General features: G+C 71.0%; 21 protein-coding genes and 1 tRNA gene. 16 read left to right on the top strand and 6 right to left on the bottom strand.

Going from position 1 to position 19809, the window contains the following annotated elements:
* Positions 1–108: 108 nt before the first annotated feature.
* A complete protein-coding gene (locus tag AB0M59_RS50665) occupies positions 109–894 on the bottom strand; it encodes a GNAT family N-acetyltransferase (protein ID WP_364630661.1) in 786 nt (261 codons plus the stop codon).
* 55 nt (positions 895–949) lie between these two features.
* Between AB0M59_RS50665 and AB0M59_RS50660 the strand changes: the two genes are divergently transcribed.
* Both AB0M59_RS50660 and AB0M59_RS50655 read left to right on the top strand, forming a co-directional pair.
* On the top strand, positions 950–2587 hold the full coding sequence (locus AB0M59_RS50660; RefSeq protein ID WP_364630658.1) for an acyl-CoA carboxylase subunit beta: 1638 nt from the start codon (positions 950–952) through the stop codon (positions 2585–2587).
* Positions 2584–2802, top strand: coding sequence for an acyl-CoA carboxylase subunit epsilon (locus AB0M59_RS50655; protein WP_364630656.1), 219 nt, complete (start codon positions 2584–2586; stop codon positions 2800–2802). The genes AB0M59_RS50660 and AB0M59_RS50655 overlap by 4 nt, the downstream gene beginning before the upstream one ends.
* Before the next feature lie 4 nt (positions 2803–2806).
* Here the strand turns inward: AB0M59_RS50655 and AB0M59_RS50650 are convergent, their stop codons facing one another.
* Both AB0M59_RS50650 and AB0M59_RS50645 read right to left on the bottom strand, forming a co-directional pair.
* Complete coding sequence (locus tag AB0M59_RS50650; RefSeq protein ID WP_364630654.1) at positions 2807–3265, bottom strand: MarR family transcriptional regulator; 459 nt, start codon at positions 3263–3265, stop codon at positions 2807–2809.
* 9 nt (positions 3266–3274) lie between these two features.
* Positions 3275–4168, bottom strand: a complete 894-nt coding sequence (locus AB0M59_RS50645; protein WP_364630651.1) for an LLM class flavin-dependent oxidoreductase — start codon at positions 4166–4168, stop codon at positions 3275–3277.
* A 286-nt stretch (positions 4169–4454) separates the two neighbouring features.
* Between AB0M59_RS50645 and AB0M59_RS50640 the strand changes: the two genes are divergently transcribed.
* The 4 genes from AB0M59_RS50640 (at position 4455) to AB0M59_RS50625 (ending at position 8590) form a co-directional block, all read left to right on the top strand.
* Positions 4455–4523, top strand: a tRNA-OTHER gene (locus tag AB0M59_RS50640).
* Between the two features lie 105 nt (positions 4524–4628).
* The gene (locus AB0M59_RS50635; protein WP_364630649.1) at positions 4629–6215 is read left to right on the top strand and encodes a TROVE domain-containing protein; all 1587 of its coding nucleotides are present in this window, start codon (positions 4629–4631) and stop codon (positions 6213–6215) included.
* 151 nt (positions 6216–6366) lie between these two features.
* Positions 6367–6996: a PadR family transcriptional regulator gene (locus AB0M59_RS50630; RefSeq protein ID WP_364630646.1), complete on the top strand. Its 630-nt coding sequence runs from the start codon at positions 6367–6369 to the stop codon at positions 6994–6996.
* Positions 6977–8590: a DHA2 family efflux MFS transporter permease subunit gene (locus AB0M59_RS50625; RefSeq protein ID WP_364630643.1), complete on the top strand. Its 1614-nt coding sequence runs from the start codon at positions 6977–6979 to the stop codon at positions 8588–8590. Before AB0M59_RS50630 ends, AB0M59_RS50625 begins: the two co-directional genes overlap by 20 nt.
* 62 nt (positions 8591–8652) lie before the next feature.
* Here AB0M59_RS50625 and AB0M59_RS50620 read toward each other — a convergent pair whose 3' ends face one another.
* Positions 8653–8781 carry a hypothetical protein gene (locus AB0M59_RS50620; RefSeq protein ID WP_364630640.1) on the bottom strand — a complete coding sequence of 43 codons (129 nt, stop codon included), beginning with the start codon at positions 8779–8781 and terminating at the stop codon, positions 8653–8655.
* Positions 8782–8898: 117 nt separating this feature from the next.
* On the opposite strand from AB0M59_RS50620, the gene AB0M59_RS50615 reads away from it, so the two are divergent.
* Both AB0M59_RS50615 and AB0M59_RS50610 read left to right on the top strand, forming a co-directional pair.
* On the top strand, positions 8899–9528 hold the full coding sequence (locus AB0M59_RS50615) for a nucleoside triphosphate pyrophosphatase (protein ID WP_364630637.1): 630 nt from the start codon (positions 8899–8901) through the stop codon (positions 9526–9528).
* Between the two features lie 103 nt (positions 9529–9631).
* Positions 9632–10984: a dicarboxylate/amino acid:cation symporter gene (locus AB0M59_RS50610; protein ID WP_364630634.1), complete on the top strand. Its 1353-nt coding sequence runs from the start codon at positions 9632–9634 to the stop codon at positions 10982–10984.
* Positions 10985–11047: 63 nt separating this feature from the next.
* Here AB0M59_RS50610 and AB0M59_RS50605 read toward each other — a convergent pair whose 3' ends face one another.
* Positions 11048–11770, bottom strand: coding sequence for a hypothetical protein (locus AB0M59_RS50605; protein ID WP_364630632.1), 723 nt, complete (start codon positions 11768–11770; stop codon positions 11048–11050).
* Between the two features lie 130 nt (positions 11771–11900).
* Between AB0M59_RS50605 and AB0M59_RS50600 the strand changes: the two genes are divergently transcribed.
* The 8 genes from AB0M59_RS50600 to AB0M59_RS50565 all read left to right on the top strand — a co-directional run bounded on the left by AB0M59_RS50600 (position 11901) and on the right by AB0M59_RS50565 (position 17976).
* Positions 11901–12176, top strand: coding sequence for an SAV_915 family protein (locus AB0M59_RS50600; RefSeq protein ID WP_364630630.1), 276 nt, complete (start codon positions 11901–11903; stop codon positions 12174–12176).
* 105 nt (positions 12177–12281) lie between these two features.
* The gene (locus AB0M59_RS50595) at positions 12282–14075 is read left to right on the top strand and encodes an acetyl/propionyl/methylcrotonyl-CoA carboxylase subunit alpha (protein ID WP_364630627.1); all 1794 of its coding nucleotides are present in this window, start codon (positions 12282–12284) and stop codon (positions 14073–14075) included.
* 57 nt (positions 14076–14132) lie between these two features.
* Positions 14133–14693, top strand: a complete 561-nt coding sequence (locus AB0M59_RS50590; RefSeq protein ID WP_364630624.1) for a DUF1707 domain-containing protein — start codon at positions 14133–14135, stop codon at positions 14691–14693.
* Positions 14694–14699: 6 nt separating this feature from the next.
* Positions 14700–15089: a DUF1707 domain-containing protein gene (locus AB0M59_RS50585; protein WP_364630622.1), complete on the top strand. Its 390-nt coding sequence runs from the start codon at positions 14700–14702 to the stop codon at positions 15087–15089.
* A gap of 22 nt (positions 15090–15111) precedes the next feature.
* Complete coding sequence (locus AB0M59_RS50580; RefSeq protein WP_364630670.1) at positions 15112–16263, top strand: sensor histidine kinase; 1152 nt, start codon at positions 15112–15114, stop codon at positions 16261–16263.
* A 76-nt stretch (positions 16264–16339) separates the two neighbouring features.
* Positions 16340–17140: a hypothetical protein gene (locus tag AB0M59_RS50575; protein ID WP_364630619.1), complete on the top strand. Its 801-nt coding sequence runs from the start codon at positions 16340–16342 to the stop codon at positions 17138–17140.
* Positions 17083–17364, top strand: coding sequence for a hypothetical protein (locus AB0M59_RS50570; protein WP_364630616.1), 282 nt, complete (start codon positions 17083–17085; stop codon positions 17362–17364). Before AB0M59_RS50575 ends, AB0M59_RS50570 begins: the two co-directional genes overlap by 58 nt.
* A gap of 81 nt (positions 17365–17445) precedes the next feature.
* Entirely contained in the window at positions 17446–17976 is a 531-nt protein-coding gene (locus AB0M59_RS50565) for a GNAT family N-acetyltransferase (RefSeq protein WP_364630613.1), read from the top strand.
* 7 nt (positions 17977–17983) lie between these two features.
* Here the strand turns inward: AB0M59_RS50565 and AB0M59_RS50560 are convergent, their stop codons facing one another.
* Positions 17984–19723: a glycerol-3-phosphate dehydrogenase/oxidase gene (locus AB0M59_RS50560; protein ID WP_364630610.1), complete on the bottom strand. Its 1740-nt coding sequence runs from the start codon at positions 19721–19723 to the stop codon at positions 17984–17986.
* Positions 19724–19809: the final 86 nt, after the last annotated feature.

Below are 19809 nucleotides of genomic sequence, written 5' to 3'. Positions count from 1 at the left end.
TCCCGCCCGGCCGGGGTGAGGTGGTACTCGGGGCGCTCCGGCACCTCTTCGACGCGCGCCAGCACGCCCGCCTCGACGAGCGTCTTGAGCCGGGCACTCACGACCGCCCTAGCCGAGCGCGCGGGTGAACGGCGCGAAGCGGAGTGCGGGGTCACCGGGCAAGGCGCGGCCGTCCAGAACCAGCCGGGGCGCGTGGACACCCGGGACCAGACCCCGCTCCCGGAGCCACGCCGTGAGAGAAGGGAACCGGAAGTCCGGGTCCATCCGGACTTCCCCCGCCACCGACCGCGCCACGCCGCGGATCAGCGCCTTCGCCTGCTCCTCCGAACTCGCGACCACCGGACCGATCACCGTCACGTGCCCGATGTCCACCCCGAACGCGAACCCGCCGTCGACCACGAACGGCGTCCCCAGCCGGTCCAGCAGCGGCCGCCGGTCGACGCCGTGGGCGAGCAGGTCCAGGGGCAACACCGAAGACAGTGACCCCGGCGAAGCACCCGGCCCGCCATCGTCGACGAACGTCCCGACGTGGCCCTGGCACCCGCCGTCGAGGACGAACCCCATCGACTCGTACAGCGGGCGGCCGGACGTCGACGCGTGGAGCCAGACCACCCGGTCGCCCGCGGCCGACACCGCGTGCGCCGTGATCGCCCGGCCCCAGCCGCGCCGCTCGTAGCGGGGCGCGACCAGCACCATCGAGATCGACGCCACCGTCCCGAAGGAAACCACCGCCGCACAAGCAGCCAGCCCGCGGCCATCCGGCGCGTCCGCCCCGAACACCTGCCCGACGGACCGCAGCAATGCCCACTTCCGCGGCTCGCGCGGCCACGAGCGGGATTCGGCCAGGTCGGAGCAGGCGGGCAGGTCGGCCGCGCCGAGGGTCCGGATGTCCATGGACGTTGCCTACGCCACACGCGAAGTGACCGGCAAGTAGCTAAGCTCCCGTGGCATGAGCAGTGCGACGGAGCCGCTCGGGACGCCGCCCGAGGATGAACCGGACATCCACACCACGGCCGGCAAGCTGGCCGACCTGTATCGCCGGTACGACGAGGCGGTGCACGCGGGCTCGGCCCGCGCGGTGGAGAAGCAGCACGCCAAGGGCAAGAAAACCGCACGGGAACGGATCGAGCTTCTGCTCGACGAGAACTCGTTCGTCGAGCTCGACGAGCTCGCCCGGCACCGCTCGACCAACTTCGGCCAGGAGAAGAACCGTCCCTACGGAGACGGCGTCGTCACCGGTTACGGCACCGTCGACGGCCGCCCGGTCTGCGTCTTCAGCCAGGACGTCACCGTCTTCGGCGGCAGCCTCGGCGAGGTCTACGGCGAGAAGATCGTCAAGGTCATGGACCTGGCGATCAAGACCGGCCGCCCGATCGTCGGCATCAACGAAGGCGGCGGCGCGCGCATCCAGGAAGGCGTCGTCTCGCTCGGCCTCTACGGCGAGATCTTCCGCCGCAACGTGCAGGCCTCCGGCGTCATCCCGCAGATCTCGCTGATCATGGGCGCGAACGCGGGCGGGCACGTCTACTCCCCCGCGCTCACCGACTTCGTCGTGATGGTCGACGAGACCTCGCAGATGTTCATCACCGGCCCGGACGTCGTCAAGACGGTCACCGGCGAAGACGTCACCTTCGAGGAGCTCGGCGGCGGCCGCACCCACAACACGAAGTCCGGCGTCGCGCACTACCTCGGCAACGACGACGAAGACGCGATCGCCTACGTCAAGGAACTGCTCTCCTACCTGCCGCAGAACAACCTCTCCGATGCGCCGGTGTTCGAGGCGGCCGACGCGCCGGCCGGATTCTTCGACGACGTCACCGACGCCGACCGCGAGCTCGACACGATCATCCCGGACTCGCCGAACACCCCGTACGACATGCACGAGGTCATCAACCGCGTGGTCGACGACGGCGAGTTCCTCGAGGTCCACGAGCTGTTCGCGCCGAACATCATCGTCGGCTTCGGCCGCGTCGACGGCCAGAGCGTCGGCGTCGTCGCCAACCAGCCGACGCAGTTCGCCGGTTGCCTCGACATCGACGCGTCCGAGAAGGCCGCGCGGTTCGTCCGCACCTGCGACGCGTTCAACATCCCGGTGCTCACCTTCGTCGACGTCCCGGGCTTCCTCCCGGGCACCGAGCAGGAGTGGAACGGCATCATCCGCCGCGGCGCGAAGCTGATCTTCGCCTACGCGGAGGCCACGGTTCCGCTGGTCACGATCATCACGCGCAAGGCGTACGGCGGCGCGTACGACGTCATGGGCTCCAAGCACCTCGGCGCCGACATCAACCTCGCCTGGCCGACCGCACAGGTCGCCGTCATGGGCGCCCAGGGCGCGGCGAACATCGTCCACCGCAAGACCCTGGCGAACGCGGCGAACGAGGGTCGCGATGTGGACGCTCTTCGCGCGGAACTGATCCAGGAGTACGAAGACACGCTGCTCAACCCGTACGCGGCGGCCGAACGCGGTTACGTCGACTCGGTGATCGTGCCGGCGCACACCCGCGGGCACGTCGCGCGGGCGCTTTCGTTGCTGCGCAACAAGCGCGAGTCGCTGCCGCCCAAGAAGCACGGGAACATCCCGCTGTGAGCAGCGACGAGAAGCCCCTGCTGCGGGTGGTGCGGGGAAACCCGAGCGACGCCGAGCTGGCGGCGCTGACGGCGGTCGTCGCCGCGGCGTCGGCGGCGAAGGCGCCCGAGAAGCCGAAGGCGCGTACGTCGTGGTGGGGCGATCACGCGGCTTCGCTGCGTAAGCCGCTTCACCCCGGCGAAGGTGCTTGGCGCGCTTCGGGTTTCCCCAGCTGATCCGTCAGCGCTGAACGGTGTCCAGGAACACGGTCGGGACCTCGTTCTCGCGGACGACCCGGCCCAGCAGCGCGGCCAGCTTTTCCCGGTCCGCCGCGGGCAGGCCGCCGGCCAGGTCGTCGACGCGTCTGCAGGTCGCCGCGTAGAAGTCCTCGGCCAGGTCGCGGCCGTCGTCGGTCAGCACGACCTGCACCGCGCGCCGATCGTCCGGGTCCGGCTCGCGGCGCACCAGCTCACGCCGGACCGCGCGGTCGACCAGGCCCGTCAGGCTGGACTTCTCGAGGCCGAGCGTCGCGCCGAGGTCGCCCATGCCGTACGGCCGGCCCATCAGCACGCACAGCAATTGCCCCTGCTGCACGGTCAGCCCGTACTCGCGGGCCGACTCGGCGTAGACGGCGTTCACCAGGAACGACGCCCGCACGAGCCCGGCCACCACGCCGAGGTCCTCCCCGTGTTTCCCCATCGCGCCAGCCTACTTCGCGACGGCTTCCCGCACGGCGGGCACGATCTCCCCGGCCCAGCGCGCGGCGGTCGTCTCGTCGGGGGTGCTGCCGCCGGGCCCGAACAGCACGAACCCGGCCGCGTCGTGCTCCAGGACCGCGCCGGTCAGCTCCTCGATCCACTGGGCCGGAGAGCCGCCGATCCAGCGTCCGTCGTCGGCGCGGGTGTTCGGCAGCGGCCTTTCGGTGATGCGGCCGGGGAAGTTGTAGACGGTGGCGATGTCGGCGGGCTCGCGGCCGGCGTCGACGGCGGCTTTGTCGATCAGCGGGCGCGAGGTGCGGTAGCGCTCGCTGAGCCAGTCGGCGGCGTGGCCGGGCATCCAGCCGTCGGCGACCCGCCCGGTGACGGCGAGCGACTTCGGCCCGACCGACCCGGTCCAGACCGGCGGCATCTCTTCCGCGGCGGGTCCCAGGTTCGTGACCTGGTAGAACTCGCCGTCGAACGTGACGGGCTCGCCGCCCCCGCCGAGCATCTTGACGAGCCGGATGCCTTCCTCGAAGGCCCGGACGGCCTGCCCGGGGGTCAGCTTGGTGAACCCGAGCCGCGCGATGTCGTCCCAGAGCCCGCCGACCCCCATCCCGAGCACGATCCGGCCGCCGGTCAGGGCGCTCAACGACGTGATCGTGCGAGCGAGCATCGGCGCGGAGCGCGTCGGCAGGTTGGTGACGCTGACCAGGCCGGAGATTCGTTCGGTGCGCCCGAGCAGGACGCCGATCTCGGCGTACGCGTCGAGCCGGTCGGCGTGGTACGGATGATCGGACACGGTGAGCAGATCGAGCCCGGCGCGGTCGGCTCGGGTGGCGAGCTCGAGGGTGCCGGGTACCGCGGCGACCGCGGTGGACACGCCGATGCCGAAGTGCGTCATGATTCCTCCCAGTGTTAGTTCGTGCTACGAACTGACTATACATAGTTCTTAGCACGAACTAACACTGGTTCGCCAGGCAGCCGCGCACCCGGGTGGATATTCGGTTCCCTCCCGACGGCACGGCGGCTAACGTAGGTTTCGCCCGGTGCGGCGGTGAGGGTTACTTCTCTGGTATCCCTTGGGTTCGACTCCCGAAAGCCTTCACCACTTCGATCTCGGGCACACCAGCTTCACGAACGCACTCCCGGTGCGAGCAAGATCTCGGGAGCCGCGGCTTCACCGATGCCCGGTGCGCAGGCGAGGGTTACTTCCACTCCAATTGGGCAGGTCGGGGGTTCGAATCCCTCCCGGACCACTTTCCGGTCCGGTAGCTCAGTCCGGCAGAGCAGCAACCGTACCTTCACCGACTTCGATCTCGGGCATCGCTGTGGCCGCGGCTCCCCCATCACGAGGGGGAGAAATGAGCAAGTTCAACACCGCCCGCGCGCCCGCCGCGACCTCGCCGGTCCGCGGTGAGGCCACGCCGTCCGGCGTCACCCACGAGGGCGGCGCCGGCTACGCGCGCGACGCCCGGTCCGAGCTTTTCCTGCTCGCCGTGACCAACATGGTCGGCGAGCACACCTTCTACGAGACCGCGGGCAAGCGCGACGCCCGGTACGCCGAGCTCGTCCACGCCGCGACCCTCGAGGATCCACAGTGGACGGCTCGGTTCCTGCGCTGGCTGCGCAGCGAGGCGAACCTGCGCACCGCGTCGCTCGTCGGCGCGGCCGAGTTCGCCAAGGCGCGCCGTGACGCCGGGCTCGACGGGCTCGGCCGCCAGGTCGTCGCCGATGTCCTGCAGCGGGCCGACGAGCCCGGCGAGCTGCTCGCCTACTGGACTTCCGTGCACGGCAAGAACATCCCGAAGCCGGTCAAGCGAGGCGTGGCCGACGCGGCGCGGAAGCTCTACGACGAGCGCGCGTACGCCAAGTGGGATTCGGCCGCGCGGGCGTTCCGGTTCGCCGACGTCCTCGAGCTGACCCACCCGGGCAAGCGCGACCTCGCCCAGGGCGAGCTGTTCAAGCACGTCCTCGACGAGCGGCACGACCGCGGGAACCCGCTCCCGGACGCGCTCGGGATACTGCGCGCCCGCGCCGAACTGACGGCGTGGGACGTTCCGCACCGTCGCGAGCTGTTCGGGCGACCGGACGCCGCAGACGTCCTCCGCGCGGCGGGCATGACGTGGGAGTCGGTCGCCGGCTGGCTGCAGGGTCCGCTCGACGCGCGCGTCTGGGAGGCGCTGATCCCGTCGATGGGGTACATGGCGCTGCTGCGGAACCTTCGCAACTTCGACGAGGCCGGCGTCTCGGACGAGGTCGCGCAGCGCGTCGCCGCGCGGCTGGCAGACCCGGCGCAGGTCGCGAAGTCGCGGCAGCTGCCGATGCGGTTCCTGTCGGCCTACCGGGCAGCGCCGTCGCTGCGGTGGGCGTGGGCGCTGGAGCAGGCGATCGCGCATTCGCTGGCGAACGTGCCGGAGTTGCCGGGCCGGACGCTCGTGCTCGTCGACACCTCGGCGTCGATGAACATGGGCTTCAGCAAGGACGGCAGCCTGATGCGCTGGGACGCCGCCGCGGTGTTCGGCCTGGCGCTGGGCCGGCGCTGCGCGGACGCCGACGTCGTGTCGTTCTCGGACGGCTTCCTCCTGGGCGGCGCGCACACGAAGGTGTTCAAGCTGCGCCCGGGCGGGTCGCTGCTGGGCGACGTCGAGCGCTGGAAGTCCCGCGGGTACTTCCTCGGCGGCGGCACGAACACGGCCGCCGCGGTGAAGCGGCACTTCGCGAAGCACGACCGCGTCGTGATCCTCACCGACGAGCAGGCCGCGTACGGCGACGTCGGGCACGCGCTGCCCGCGCACGTGCCGCTGTACACGTGGAACCTGGCCGGCTACCGGTACGGCCACGCGCCGTCCGGCACCGCGCAGCGGCACACGTTCGGCGGCCTGACCGACCAGGGGTTCCGGATGATCCCCCTGCTCGAGGCGGGACAGAACGCAGATTGGCCGTTCTGAGAGAAGTCGCGAAGGCCCCCATGACGGGATCATGGGGGTCTTCGCGCTGTGTACGGACCGTCACAGGAATGGCCGTGGACCGGTCACTAGTCTGCGCCGTATAGTCCACGTGGAATAAACGACCTGGAGTCATCCGGAGGGACTAACGATCATGGCCTCGGCCAAGCTGACCCCGCTCGGCATCGCCGTGCTGGAGCTGCTCCACGAGAAACCCATGCACCCGTACGAGATGGCGCAGCTCATGCGCGAGCGGTACGTCGACACGCGGGTCAACGTGAAGGCGGGATCGCTCTACCACACCGTGGAGCGCCTGCAGCGCAACGGCTTCATCGAGGTCGTCGACACGCAGCGCGACGGCAGGCGGCCCGAGCGGACCGTCTACGGCATGACCCAGGCCGGGCTGGACGAGTTCAGCCAGCGCGGCCGCGAACTGCTGGGCGACCTCGTCAAGGAGTTCCCCGTGTACCTGTCCGGGCTCGCCGTCATCGACGAGCTGGGCAAGGAAGCGTCGCTGCTCGAGCTCGACCACCGCGTCACGCGGCTGCGCGCCGGCGTGGCCGCGGACCAGGCCGTCCTCGACCACCTCGCCGGGGACCAGACGCCCGAGATCTACTGGCTCGACTGGCGCTACCAGTGCGACCACCGGAAGTTCGAGCTCGAGTGGACCGAACGGCTCCTCGACGACCTGCGCTCCGGACGGATCCCGTTCCAGGACCACCACCACCAACGCCACCTGAGCCTCATCACCCGGGAAGACGACGATGAACGCAAGACAAGCTAACCCGTGGGCCGCGCTCGGCGCGCTGTGCCTCGGCTTCTTCATGATCCTGCTCGACACGACGATCGTGTCGATCGCGATCCCGACCATGCTGCGCGAGCTGAACGCCGGACTGAACTCCGTCGTCTGGGTGATCAGCGTCTACCTGCTGACCTACGCCGTGCCGATGCTGTTCACCAGCCGCCTCGGCGACCGCTTCGGCCCGAAGCGGGTGTTCCTCGCCGGGCTGGTCGTGTTCACCGGCGCGTCGCTGTGGTGCGGCCTGTCCGGCAACGTCGAGATGCTGATCGCCGCGCGCGCCGTGCAGGGCATCGGCGCCGCGCTGATGACGCCGCAGACGCTCGCGTTCATCACGCACCTGTTCCCGCCGGCCAAGCGCGGCCCGGCGATGGGCATGTGGGGCGGCGTCGCCGGCCTGGCCACGATCACCGGCCCGCTGCTCGGCGGCGTGCTCGTCGACCACTTCGGCTGGGAGTGGATCTTCTACGTCAACGTGCCGATCGGCGTGGTCGCCATCGTCATGACGCTGCTGATGGTGCCGGACTGGCAGCCGAAGCACTCGCACTCGTTCGACGTGATCGGCATCGTGCTCTCGAGCGCGGCGCTGCTGTTCATCGTGTTCGGCGTGCAGAACGGCCAGCAGTACGACTGGGGCACCGTCTGGGGCGGGATCACGGTGTTCGAGATCATCGGCGCCGGCGTGCTGCTGCTGGTGGCGTTCGTGGTGTGGCAGCGGGTCAACAAGCGGGAGCCGCTGCTGCCGCTGCAGGTGTTCTCGAACCGCAACTTCTCGGCGGGCACGCTCACGGCGACGACGGTCGGCTTCGCGATGACCGGCATGTTCCTGCCGCTGGTGATCTACATCCAGTCGGTGCTCGGCCTGAGCCCGACGATGGCGGGCCTGCTGACCGCGCCGATGTCGCTGCTGTCGGGGATCGTGGCGCCGTTCGTCGGGAACCTGTCCGACAAGGTGAACGGCAAGTACCTGGTGATGTTCGGCCTGGCGTCGCTGGCCGCGGGGCTCGGGGTCATCGCGCTGCAGGCGTCGCCGACGAGCAACCCGTGGAGCTTCATCCCGGCGCTGCTGCTGTGCGGTCTCGGCATCGGCTGCATCTTCTCGCCGATGAGCAACATGACGATGGGTTCGGTGGAGCCCCGGCTGGCCGGCACGGCTTCCGGGATCTTCAACACCTCCCGCCAGGTCGGTGGTGTGCTCGGCTCCGCGGCGATCGGGGTGCTGCTGCAGGCTCAGGTGAGCTCGTCCATCGCGGACGAAGCGACGAAGGCGGCGTCGCAGCTGCCGGAGCAGTACCGGGCGCCGTTCGCGGAAGGCATCGCGAAGGCCGCGGCGAGCACCGGCGAGTTCGGGTCGGCCGGGGGGCCGTCGCCGATGCCGGGGCTGCCCGCCGAGGTCGCCGCGCAGGCCGGCCGGCTCGCTTCCGACGCGGTCCACAGTGGACTGACGGACGCCGCCCGGGTGACGATGCTGCTGCCGATGGCGGTGCTGCTGCTCGGCGTGCTCTCGGCGGCCATGCTGCGCAAGGTGAAGCCGCGCTGGGAAACCCCGGCACCGGCTCCCGAGGCCGCCACGGCCTGAAAACCGTGCGAGCCTCCGGGTGTCGGGGACCGGAGGCTCGCACGAACCGCGGGAGCGGTGCTTCAGCGCGCGGTCTTCGGCGCCGAGGCCGAATCCGCCCGGATGGTCGCCCGGCCCTTCGTCGCGCGGATCCTGGTCCACAGCGACTGCGACCTGGTGGCTGACGTCGATTCCGTGACCCGCACGGTCATCGGTCACCTCCGCGTCTTCCCGGCGCCATATGTTGCGAGCCACAACAAAATAACTCCGGATCCCCGGGGACGCCGGTCACAATTCGGTTACGGCCAGCGTCCGGGTACGTTCGCCCTGTGCAGTTCGTCCTCGCTTCCCAGTCCCCCGCCCGCCTCGCCCTCCTGCGTTCCGCGGGCCTCGATCCGGCCGTGTTCGTCTCCGGCGTCGACGAGGACGCCGTCGCGGCCGCGCTGACCGACCCGTCGCCCTCGGAGCTCGTCGCGGCCCTCGCCGCGGCCAAGGCCGAAGCCGTCCTCGACCAGGTCGCCGCGGCCCACCCGGACGCCGTCGTCGTCGCCTGCGACTCGATGCTGAACATCGGCGGGCGGATGGTCGGCAAACCGGCCACTCCGGACATCGCGCGGCAGCGCTGGGCCGCGATGGCGGGGTCATCCGGTGAACTCCTCACCGGGCACGCGGTCATCCGGCTCGACGGCGGGACGCGCGCGAAGGAGACCAGCGGCTGGGAGTCGACGACCGTCCGGTTCGGCACGCCGAGCCCCGAGGAGATCGACGCCTACGTGGCGACCGGCGAGCCGCTGCACGTGGCCGGCGGGTTCACGATCGACGGCCTGGGCAGCTGGTTCGTCGACGGGCTCGACGGCGGCCACACGAGCGTCATCGGCATCAGCCTCCCGCTGACGCGCCGGCTGCTCGCCGAGGTCGGCGTGAGTGTCGTGGATCTCTGGCGACGTCCCGCATCCTGAGAAGGGCGCCACACGAACGGGTGATCCGGAAGAGTCCGTCTCTGCCTAACGTTCTCCTCACGAGGCAAAACAGACTGAAACATTCGAGCACCGGAGTCGCCCCGTGTCTTTCGTACGGACATACACCAAGCCGCGGGTGTTCGCGGCCGCGGTTCTCGGCTCGCTCGTCGTCGGCGCCCTCCTGGGCGTCGTCGCACGGCAGACCGGAACCGGTTGGCTGACCGATCTCCTCGACCAGATCGGCACCATCTTCACCACGCTGCTGCAGATCGCGGTGATCCCGCTGGTCTTCACGGCGATCGTGGTCGGCATCAACAGCCTCCGGAAGCTCGGCGGCGGCCGCACCGCCGCGCGTCTCGGCGGCAAGACGGTGCTCTGGTTCGCCATCACCTCGTTCATCGCCTCGCTGATCGGCATCGCGGTCGGCCGGATCTTCGACCCGGGCTCGGGTGGGCTCGGCGGCGTCACGGCGACCGCCAAGAACGCCGACAAGGCGGCGCAGAGCGTCGACCACTGGGGCTCGTGGAGCGCCTTCGTGCAGGGGCTCCTGCCGGAGAACTTCGTGAAAGCGTTTGCCGACGGCGAGACGCTGCAGGTCCTGTTCCTCGCGCTGGTCATCGGCGCGGCCGCGTACAGCCTGGGTGACAAGGCGAAGCCGTTCGTGGACTTCACGACGAGCGTCTTCGAGATCATCCAGCGCTACCTCGGCTGGATCGTCCGGCTGGCCCCGATCGGCATCATCGGCCTGATCGGCGCGGCCGTCTCCAACTACGGCGACGCGCTGTTCCGGCCGCTGTTCTCCACCACGCTCGCGGTGTACGTCGGCTGCCTGCTCGTGCTGTTCGTCGTCTACCCGATCCTGCTGCAGTTCGTGGCGAAGGTCAGCCCGCTGAAGTTCTTCGCCAAGGCGGGCACGGCGATCCAGTTCGCGTTCGCGTCGCAGTCCTCGGCCGCGACGCTGCCGCTGACCCGCCAGTCCGCGGTGAACCTCGGCGTCCAGCCGGCGTACGCGGCCTTCGCGACCCCGCTCGGCAGCGCGACGAAGATGGACGGCTGCGCGGCGGTCTTCCCGGCGATCGCGGCGATCTTCGTCGCCAACCTGGCCGGGGTGTCGCTGAACTTCTGGCAGTACGCGGGCATCGTCGTGGTCGCGGTGGTCGGCGCGCTGGCGACCGCCGGAACCACCGGCTGGCTGACGGCCTTCACGCTGACGACGTCGTTCATCGGCCTCGACGCGAAGCAGGTCGCGATCGGCCTGGCGCTGATCTACTCGGTCAACCCGATCATGGACATGATGCGCACGGCGACGAACGTGGCCGGCCAGATCGTGGTCCCGGTGGTCGTGGCCCGCGGCGAAGGCCTCCTCGACGAAGAGGTCCTCAACGCCCCGACCGACAACCCGGAGCACAGCGACGACGGCTCGGCGGCCCGCCACACGGAACCCGCCCCCGCCTGACCCGCAAGTTCGTGAAGGCCACCTTGAGGAACTCGGAGTTCCTCAAGGTGGCCTTCACGGCTTTCAGCCGGGGCAGGTGCGCAGGTCGGTGCGGGTCAGCCGGATGTCCGGCCAGCCGCGCAGGTCCGACGGCGCCGTGTACCGGCGCGTGCAGCCGACCGACTTGCCCGTCAGGTCGTACACCTGGCCCAGCACCGGGGCCGCGTCGCACTCGGGCGTTCCGGTCTCCACGCCGCGGCAGTCGTGGCGGACCACGATCACGTCCGGCCGGCCGTCGGCCGTGACGTCGTAGAGCGACAGCGTCCCCGCGTCCGCGAAGTACGGCTTGCCCGGCGCGCGCCAGACTCCCCCGCTCGCGACCAGCAGCTCGCCGTACGCGGTGGTGCCCCGGTCGCCGACGTCGCCGCGGACCAGGCACGTCGGCGCCGCGCCGTCGATGCAGCGCAGCGAGTTCTGGTCCAGCCGCACGCCCAGCTGGGCGACCGACAGCTCGAACACCGTGCCCGGCTCCGGCCCGACGCGCACCCGCGCCGAACCGCCCGCCGCGTCGGTCAGCAGCACCACCGGCGTGCCGCCGACCGTCATCGCCGCGAGCTGGCGGCACGGGCCGCCGCCGCAGGTGACCACCGGGGACACCGGGGCGGCCGCGGGTTCGGCCACGCCGACGGGCTCTTCCGGCCGCGGCCGCAGCAGGAACACCGCGGCGATCGCGCCGAGGGTCACCACCGCGGCCAGCACCGCGGTGAGCAGCGCCGACCGAGGCGTGCGCGCCGCCGAAGTCCGCATGAGACAGAGCGTAAGCCGGGTCGCGACTGTGTGTGGGCAGCGGCCCGGCGGGGTGTGGCTGAAATCCCCCGGCCGTGCACCCGGCGGAGGCACCCCGGGCTAGCGGAGCGTGTCCGTCTATGTTGTCCGGGTGACGAACCCGAACCTGCCGCCTGCCCTGTACCTGCCGACCGGCCCGGTCAGCGCCGAGACCGAAGGCGCGTCGATCGAGCTGCGCCGCACGCCGGACGGCCGCACCGCCCTGGTCGCGTTCACCGCGCTCGACCGGCTGATCGACTGCTGCGGCGAGCACCAGCCGTGGGTGCTGGTGAACACCGAGCACCTGCCGAAGGTCCACGCGGCGAACCCGTACGACGTCATCGTGCTCGATTCGCCGCTGCCGCAGGAGCTGCGCCACCACGTCTGAGCGTGGTTCAGCTCTCACTCAAGGGACTCCCGACGCCAGGTCCGTAGACTCCCCGGTACCGCGAGGGCGGTCAGCAATGCAGCTGTCGGACGCAGGAGGTGCGGGGTGGCCGAGCAGGTCGGCGAATCCACCGGTGGTCCGGTGACCAAGATCCTGGTCGCCAACCGGGGCGAGATCGCGGTACGCGTGATCAGAGCCGCCAAGGACGCTGGTCTGGCCAGCGTGGCGGTGTACGCCGACCCGGATCGCGACGCACCGCATGTGCGCCTGGCCGACGAGGCCTTCGCGCTCGGCGGCACCACGGCCGCCGAGAGCTACCTGAACTCCGACAAGCTCCTCGACGCCGCCAAGCGCTCGGGTGCCGACTCGGTACACCCGGGTTACGGATTCCTCTCCGAGAACGCGGACTTCGCCCAGGCCGTCCTCGACGCCGGGCTGACCTGGATCGGGCCGAGCCCGCAGGCCATCCGCGACCTCGGCGACAAGGTCACCGCGCGCCACATCGCCCTGCGCGCGGGCGCGCCGCTGGTGCCGGGCACGAAGGAGCCGGCCAAGGACGCCGACGAGATCGTCGCGTTCGCCGACGAGTACGGCCTGCCGGTGGCCATCAAGGCCGCGTTCGGCGGCGGTGGCCGCGGCCTCAAGGTCGCGCGCACCCGCGAAGAGATCCCCGAGCTGTTCGAGTCGGCGACGCGGGAAGCGGTCGCCGCGTTCGGCCGCGGCGAGTGCTTCGTCGAGCGCTACCTGGACAAGCCGCGTCACGTCGAGGCGCAGGTGCTGGCCGACCAGCACGGCAACGCGATCGTCGTCGGCACCCGCGACTGCTCGCTGCAGCGACGGCACCAGAAGCTCGTCGAGGAGGCGCCCGCGCCGTTCCTGAGCGACGAGCAGCGCAAGCGCATCCACGAATCGGCCAAGGCGATCTGCAAGGAAGCCGGGTACTACGGCGCCGGCACGGTCGAGTACCTCGTCGCCACCGACGGCACCATCTCCTTCCTCGAGGTCAACACGCGCCTGCAGGTCGAGCACCCGGTGTCGGAAGAGACGACCGGGCTCGATCTGGTGCGCGAGATGTTCCGCATCGCGCGCGGCGAGAAGCTGCGGATCACCGAGGACCCCGAGCCGCGCGGCCACTCGATCGAGTTCCGCATCAACGGCGAGGACGCAGGCCGCGGCTTCCTGCCCGCGCCGGGCACGGTGACGAAGTTCGTCGCGCCGAGCGGCCCCGGCGTGCGCGTCGACTCCGGTGTCGAGTCCGGCAGCGTGATCGGCGGCCAGTTCGACTCGATGCTGGCGAAGCTGATCGTGACCGGGTCCGACCGGAACAACGCTCTCGAACGCAGCCGCCGCGCCCTGGCCGAGATGGTCGTCGAGGGCATGGCGACGGTGCTGCCGTTCGACCGCGTGATCGTCGACGACCCCGCGTTCATCGGCGACGAGAACGGCTTCAGCGTGCACACGCGCTGGATCGAGACGGAGTTCGACAACAAGATCGAGCCGTTCGTGGCGCCGGACATCGAGGCCGCCGAGGAAGAGCCGCGCCAGAACGTCGTCGTCGAGGTCGGCGGACGGCGCCTGGAAGTGTCGCTGCCGGGCGGGTTCGCGCTCGAAGGCGGCGGCGGGGGCGGCACCGCCGTCAAGGCGAAGCCGCGCAAGCGCGCCGGGGGCGGCAAGGCCGCGGTGAGCGGCGACGCCGTCACCGCGCCGATGCAGGGCACCATCGTCAAGGTCGCCGTCGAAGAGGGCCAGACGGTCGAAGCCGGTGAGCTGATCGTCGTCCTCGAGGCGATGAAGATGGAGAACCCGGTCACCGCACACAAAGCGGGCACGATCACCGGACTCTCGGTCGAGGTCGGCGCCGCCGTGACGCAGGGCACGCAGCTTCTCGAGATCAAGTAGGGCAGTTAGTTACAGATGTCGTGGTGGGCCGCCCCGTGGCGGCCTACCATCGACTACGTGACCGAAGTCCCGTCTCCGCAGCTGCGGATCAGCGACCAGAACCGCGAGTCCGCGCTGTCCGCGCTCGGTGAGCACATGAGCGCGGGGCGGATCGACATCGACGAATACGGCGAGCGCTCGGCGCGGATCACCGCGGCGAAGACGCGCGGCGAGCTCGTCGACCTCTTCGCGGACCTGCCCGCGCCGCACCCCCGCTACGACGACGTCCCGCAGGCCGTGGCCGCGCCTGAGCCGTCGCCGGAAGCCCAGCCCGCGCAGCGGCGCCCGGGTACGCCGGACGGCTGGACGGGCCCGCAGCGGTTCGTGGCCGCGTTCGTCCCGCTGGTCTGGATCGCGGTGATCGCGCTGATCGCCACCGGCGTCGTGCACGGCGCGCTGATCCTCGTCCCGATCGGGCTGAGCATCTTCGGCCGGTCGATGTGGGGCCACAGCGGGAACCACAACCACCACGCCCATCATGATCACCACGACCGCCGCGAGCGGCACCTGCGCGACCGGGACCGCCGCCGTGAGCTGCGCGACTCCTACCGCGATCACCGGCGTGGCCTGGACCGCTGATCCACGGTGGGCGACATGCGGTTGAGCGACGACGAACGCCAGGACGCCCTGGACGTCCTCGAAGAGCACGTCCGCTCCGGGCGGCTCGACATCGACGAGTACGGCACCCGTTCCGCGAAGGTCACCGCGGCCAAGCGGGTCAGCGAGCTCGTGCCGCTGTTCGACGACCTGCCCTCGCCGCGCCCGAGCGCGTTGCTCAACGGGGCCTCCGCGCCACCGGTGCCGGTGATGTCCGGCGACAACGCGCTGCAGCAGTTCCTGATCCGCGGCGCGGTCCCGATCGCGATCGTCCTCGCGATCGTGGTGCTCTTCCTGTCCCGCGGCCGGCTGCTGATCATCTCGGTGGCGCTGCCGCTGGTGGTCGCGATGATCGCCGGGGCCCGCCGACGGCGCTGAGCCTGCGAGAATCACCCTCGTGATGGGCGTGGTGCCGGGCGCGCTGGACGCCCGAGGCGAACGGCTGGCAGGGCCGATCTTCACCGGCGTCGGCCTGGCCGGGCTCGCCGCGTGCGTGTTCTGGGGCCCTGGAGTCCGGGGCGCCACGCTGGTCGTCGTCGTGGCGGCGGCGGTGTGGGTGCCGCTGCTGATCCCGCTGTTCCCGCACCGGCGGACGCACCCCTGGCTCGCCGCCGGCTACTACGCCGGCGTGCTCGCGGCCGCGACCGTGCTCGTGGCGCGCGACGACACGTTCATGGGCTTCGCGTCCTTCGGCTACCCGCTCGCCTTCGTGCTCTTCCCGGCGCGATGGGGGTTCTTCGCGGTCGCCGCGACGGCGACGCTGCCGCTGCTGGCCGCCGACTCCGACTCCCGCAGCCCGACCTGGGTGCTGGTCCTGTCGATGGCCGGCCCGCTGCTGTACGCCGCGTGGTTCGTCGGCGCGGAGAGCGAGCAGCGGCGGAAGGCGAACGTCCGGCTGGAAGCCGCGCTCGAGGAGAACGCTGACCTGCATGCGCAGCTCGTCACCCAGGCACGGGAAGCCGGCGTGCTCGACGAACGGCAGCGGATGGCCCGCGAAATCCACGACACCCTCGCCCAGGGCCTGACCGGGATCGTCACGCAGCTGGAGGCCGCCGACGGGCCGGACCGGGAGCGGCGGCTGGAGCAGGTCAAGACGCTCGCCCGTGACAGCCTCGGCGAAGCGCGTCGGGCCGTGCAAGCACTGCGGCCGGAACCTCTCGACGCGGCTCAGCTGCCGGAAGCGCTTTCCCGGCTGGCCGAGCGGGTGTCGTCGACGTCCGGAGTCGCGGTTCGCGTGGAGACGACCGGCGACGCCCGGCCCCTGCTGCCCGACCTGGAGGAAACGCTCTACCGCGTCGCGCAGGAGGCACTAGCGAACGCGGAGAAGCACGCGAAGGCGTCCCGGATCGCGGTGACACTGTCCTATTCGGACGATCTGGTGCTGCTGGACGTCGACGACGGCATCGGCTTCCGGCCCGGCGACCGCGGCGACGGCACCGGCTTCGGCCTGGAGGCGATGCGGCAGCGCGTCCGCCGGGTGGCGGGAACGCTTTCGATCGAGAGCGCGCCGGGCGGTGGCACGGCCGTCAACGCCCAGGTCCCCGCGCTCTGAGATTGCTCCGTTCGCCGGGCAACCGGTTCCCCGGTTCGGACGTGGTGATCGTGCAGGTCGGGGGAAAGGGGACAAAATGAAGAACACGTGGTTGCGGGCGGGGGTGCTCGCCACCGTGGCGATCGCCGTCACCGCACTGGGGGTTCCGGCGGCGCAGGCCCAGGCGGTGCGGCTGTCGTGGAAACCGACGCTCCTGCCGTTGCCGGCCGGGGCGAGCCCGCTGGGGCACGGTTACCTGTCCGCTTCGGACGGCCATGGTGAGTACACGGGCTCGTTCATCGTCGACGACAAGCTCCAGGTCGTGAGCTGGCGCGGCGGCCGGCCGGTGCTGCGTGGGGTGCCGGAGGGCTACGAGTGGGCGATGGTCCAGGGGGAGGACAGCTCGGGCCGGGTGTACGGCGACGCGAGCGACTACGACACCAGCAGCGACCGTTCGTTCGTTCTCGACGCCACCGGCTTCCACCTCCGCGAGAACCCGGCGGGCTACCGGGACTTCCAGATGCGTGCGGTCAACCGCCGGGGTGACGCGGTCGCCATGCTGATCAGCGACGACCCGGCCGCGGACGCGCCGGCCGTCTGGCCCGCCGGTGCGGCTGCGCCGACGATCCTGTCGTTCCCGCCCGGCACCGACAACGTGGTCGACATCGACGACGACGGCTCGATCCTGTTCAGCGGGGTCGAACGCGACATCGTCTGGAAGGACGGCGTGAGCCGGCCGCTGGCCGACATCGCCGGCTTCTCGAACCCGCACGGCTCGGCGATCCGCGACGGGGTCGTCGTCGGGTTCGCGTCCAACGCCAACACGTCGCAGGCGGTGCGGTGGACGACCCCGGAGCAGCCACGCCGCTTTCCGGCGGCGACTACGCCATCGACCTGAACGTGGGCGGTCTGACAGCCGGACTGGCACCGGTCCCGGGTTCGTTCCGCGGCAAGCCGATCGCGTGGCGGGGCACCACGCCGGCGGGTGAGCTGAAGCAGCCGGGCACCTACACCGGCTACCAGCCCGGCCACGTCAGCGACGACGGCACGTTCGCCGGGTGGGCGTCGAACGGCCCGCTGGACGAGGGTGGGGTGCCGGTCATCTGGCGCCTGGCGCCGTGACTCCGGGTTGATCCGGTGGTGATCCGGCCTTGATCGCCGGGCCGGGGGCGGCGTGCTCCCGGCCTGGCTAGGCTGGGCGGAGTGGAACCGGTGGAGATCAACGCGGGCACGTACTACCTGCGCCAGCTGCGCGCCGACCGGCACATCGACGACCGGCCGCTGCTCATGGAGGCGTTCGCCGACCCGACGCACCGCAAGTACGTGCTGAACTACCGCTTGCGCACCCTCGACGAGGCGACGGAGTACGTAGCGCTGCGGGCGGCCCAGTGGGCGGGCGACGAGCGTTGTTCGTGGGCGATCGCGGAGCCGACGTCAGGCCGGCTTCTGGGCGAGGTGGGTCTGCGCGAGCTGGACCTGTCCGCGGGGTACGCCGAGGCGACGATCTGGGTCCACCCGACCGAGCGCGGCAAGGGCATCGCGACGACGGCGTTGAACGCGGCCCTGCGCTTCGGCTTCGGCGGCCTGGGGCTGACCGAGGTGAGCTACCGCTACGAGGAGAGCAACGCGGCGTCGGCGATCGTGGCGGAGCGCTGCGGGTTCACCTTGGTCGGACCGGAGCCCGATCCGGCTCCGACCGGCGAGCGCCTGATCCGCTGGCACCGGACGGCCTGACGCCGCCTCAGCTCACCGGCTCCACGATGCCCGCCCGGGCCTCCGGAGCCGCCGACCGCAACGCGTCCGCCGCTTCGTCGCTCGGCTGCGATTGCGACTCGCGCTCCGCCTCCACCCGGGCGTTGTAGACCTCGATCTCCCGCTTCACCGTTTCGGGTGACCAGCCGAGGACCTCGCCGACCAGCGACGCCACCTGCTCCGCGCAGTCGACGCCGCGGTGGGCGTACTCGATCGAAATGCGCGTCCGGCGGGCCAGGACGTCCTCCAGGTGCAGCGCCCCCTCGTGCGACGCCGCGTACACCACCTCGACGCCCAGGTAGTCCGGGGCGTGCTCGATCGGCTTCAACAGCTCCGGACGGCCGTTCGCCGAGGCCAGGACCTCGTTGACCAGCGAGCCGTAGCGGTCCAGCAGGTGCCTCACCCGGTAGGGGTGGAGGCCGTGCTCGGCAGCCACGTGGTCGGCCTGGTTGACCAGCGCGTGGTAACCGTCCGCGCCGATCAGCGGGACCTTGTCCGTGATCGACGGCTGCGAACGGCCCGGCAGGTCGACCGCCGCCGCGTCGACGGCGTCCGCCGCCATCACCCGGTACGTCGTGTACTTGCCGCCCGCGATCGCGACCAGGCCCGGCGCCACTCGCGCCACCGCGTGCTCGCGCGAGAGCTTCGACGTCTCTTCGCTCTCCCCCGCCAGCAACGGGCGAAGCCCCGCGTACACGCCTTCGATGTCGTCGTGCGTCAGCGGCGTCGCCAGGACGCTGTTGACGTGCTCCAGGAGGTAGTCGATGTCGTGCTTCGTCGCCGCCGGGTGCGCGAGGTCGAGGTTCCAGTCCGTGTCCGTCGTCCCGACGATCCAGTGGTTGCGCCACGGGATCACGAACAGCACCGACTTCTCGGTGCGCAGGATCATCCCCGACTCCGAGACGATCCGGTCGCGCGGCACCACGATGTGCACGCCCTTGCTGGCGCGCACGCGGAACCGCCCGCGGCCGCCCGACAGGCGCTGCAGCTCGTCGGTCCACACGCCGGTGCAGTTGATCACCGCGGCCGCCGAAATCTCCGTCTCGCGCCCGTCCTCGACGTCGCGCACGCGCACGCCGGACACCCGGTCGGCCTCGCGCAGGAACCCGACGACCTGGGTCGACGTCCGCACGACCGCGCCGTAGTGCGCCGCCGTCCGGGCGACCGTCATCGTGTGGCGGGCGTCATCGGACTGCGCGTCGTAGTAGCGGATCCCGCCGATCAGCGCGGACCGCTTGAGCGCCGGCACCATCCGCAGCGCACCCGCCCGGGTGAGGTGCTTCTGGCCCGGGACGCTCTTGGCGCCGCCCATCGTGTCGTACATCAGCAGGCCGGCGGCGGTGTAGGGCCGCTCCCACACGCGGCGCGTCAGCGGGTAGAGGAAGCTGACCGGCTTGACCAGGTGCGGCGCGATGGTCGTCAGCATCAGCTCGCGTTCGCGCAGCGCTTCCCGGACCAGGCCGAACTCGAGTTGTTCCAGGTAGCGCAGGCCGCCGTGGAAGAGCTTGCTCGACCGGCTCGACGTCCCGGAAGCGAGGTCGCGGGCCTCGACGAGCGCGACCCGGAGCCCGCGCGTCGCGGCGTCCAGCGCCGTGCCGGCGCCGACCACGCCGCCGCCGATGACGACGAGGTCGAAGGTCTCGTTGCCGAGCCGCTGCCAGGTCTGTTCCCGCTTTGCCGGGCCCAGTCGAGCCGGGTTCGTCTCCGCTGCGTGCTGCGCACTGGCCACGTGACACTCCTCCTCGTGCTGGCGAGGCTTCCAGCATCGCACGACCTGGTGATCCTTCGCCCGTCCACGGATGACACGTGTGGCGT

Origin of the sequence: Amycolatopsis sp. NPDC051371 (assembly GCF_040682155.1) — a bacterium.
GTDB lineage: Bacteria > Actinomycetota > Actinomycetes > Mycobacteriales > Pseudonocardiaceae > Amycolatopsis.
This window is presented reverse-complemented; position numbering and strand designations above follow the sequence as displayed.

Bases quoted from the DNA above. Each gene is read 5' to 3' on its own strand.
- AB0M59_RS50665 (WP_364630661.1), bottom strand. From the start codon at position 894: ATGGACATCCGGACCCTCGGCGCGGCCGACCTGCCCGCCTGCTCCGAC.
- AB0M59_RS50660 (WP_364630658.1), top strand. From the start codon at position 950: ATGAGCAGTGCGACGGAGCCGCTCGGGACGCCGCCCGAGGATGAACCG.
- AB0M59_RS50650 (WP_364630654.1), bottom strand. From the start codon at position 3,265: ATGGGGAAACACGGGGAGGACCTCGGCGTGGTGGCCGGGCTCGTGCGG.
- AB0M59_RS50645 (WP_364630651.1), bottom strand. From the start codon at position 4,168: ATGACGCACTTCGGCATCGGCGTGTCCACCGCGGTCGCCGCGGTACCC.
- AB0M59_RS50635 (WP_364630649.1), top strand. From the start codon at position 4,629: ATGAGCAAGTTCAACACCGCCCGCGCGCCCGCCGCGACCTCGCCGGTC.
- AB0M59_RS50630 (WP_364630646.1), top strand. From the start codon at position 6,367: ATGGCCTCGGCCAAGCTGACCCCGCTCGGCATCGCCGTGCTGGAGCTG.
- AB0M59_RS50625 (WP_364630643.1), top strand. From the start codon at position 6,977: ATGAACGCAAGACAAGCTAACCCGTGGGCCGCGCTCGGCGCGCTGTGC.
- AB0M59_RS50620 (WP_364630640.1), bottom strand. From the start codon at position 8,781: ATGACCGTGCGGGTCACGGAATCGACGTCAGCCACCAGGTCGCAGTCG.
- AB0M59_RS50605 (WP_364630632.1), bottom strand. From the start codon at position 11,770: ATGCGGACTTCGGCGGCGCGCACGCCTCGGTCGGCGCTGCTCACCGCG.
- AB0M59_RS50580 (WP_364630670.1), top strand. From the start codon at position 15,112: ATGGGCGTGGTGCCGGGCGCGCTGGACGCCCGAGGCGAACGGCTGGCA.
- AB0M59_RS50575 (WP_364630619.1), top strand. From the start codon at position 16,340: ATGAAGAACACGTGGTTGCGGGCGGGGGTGCTCGCCACCGTGGCGATC.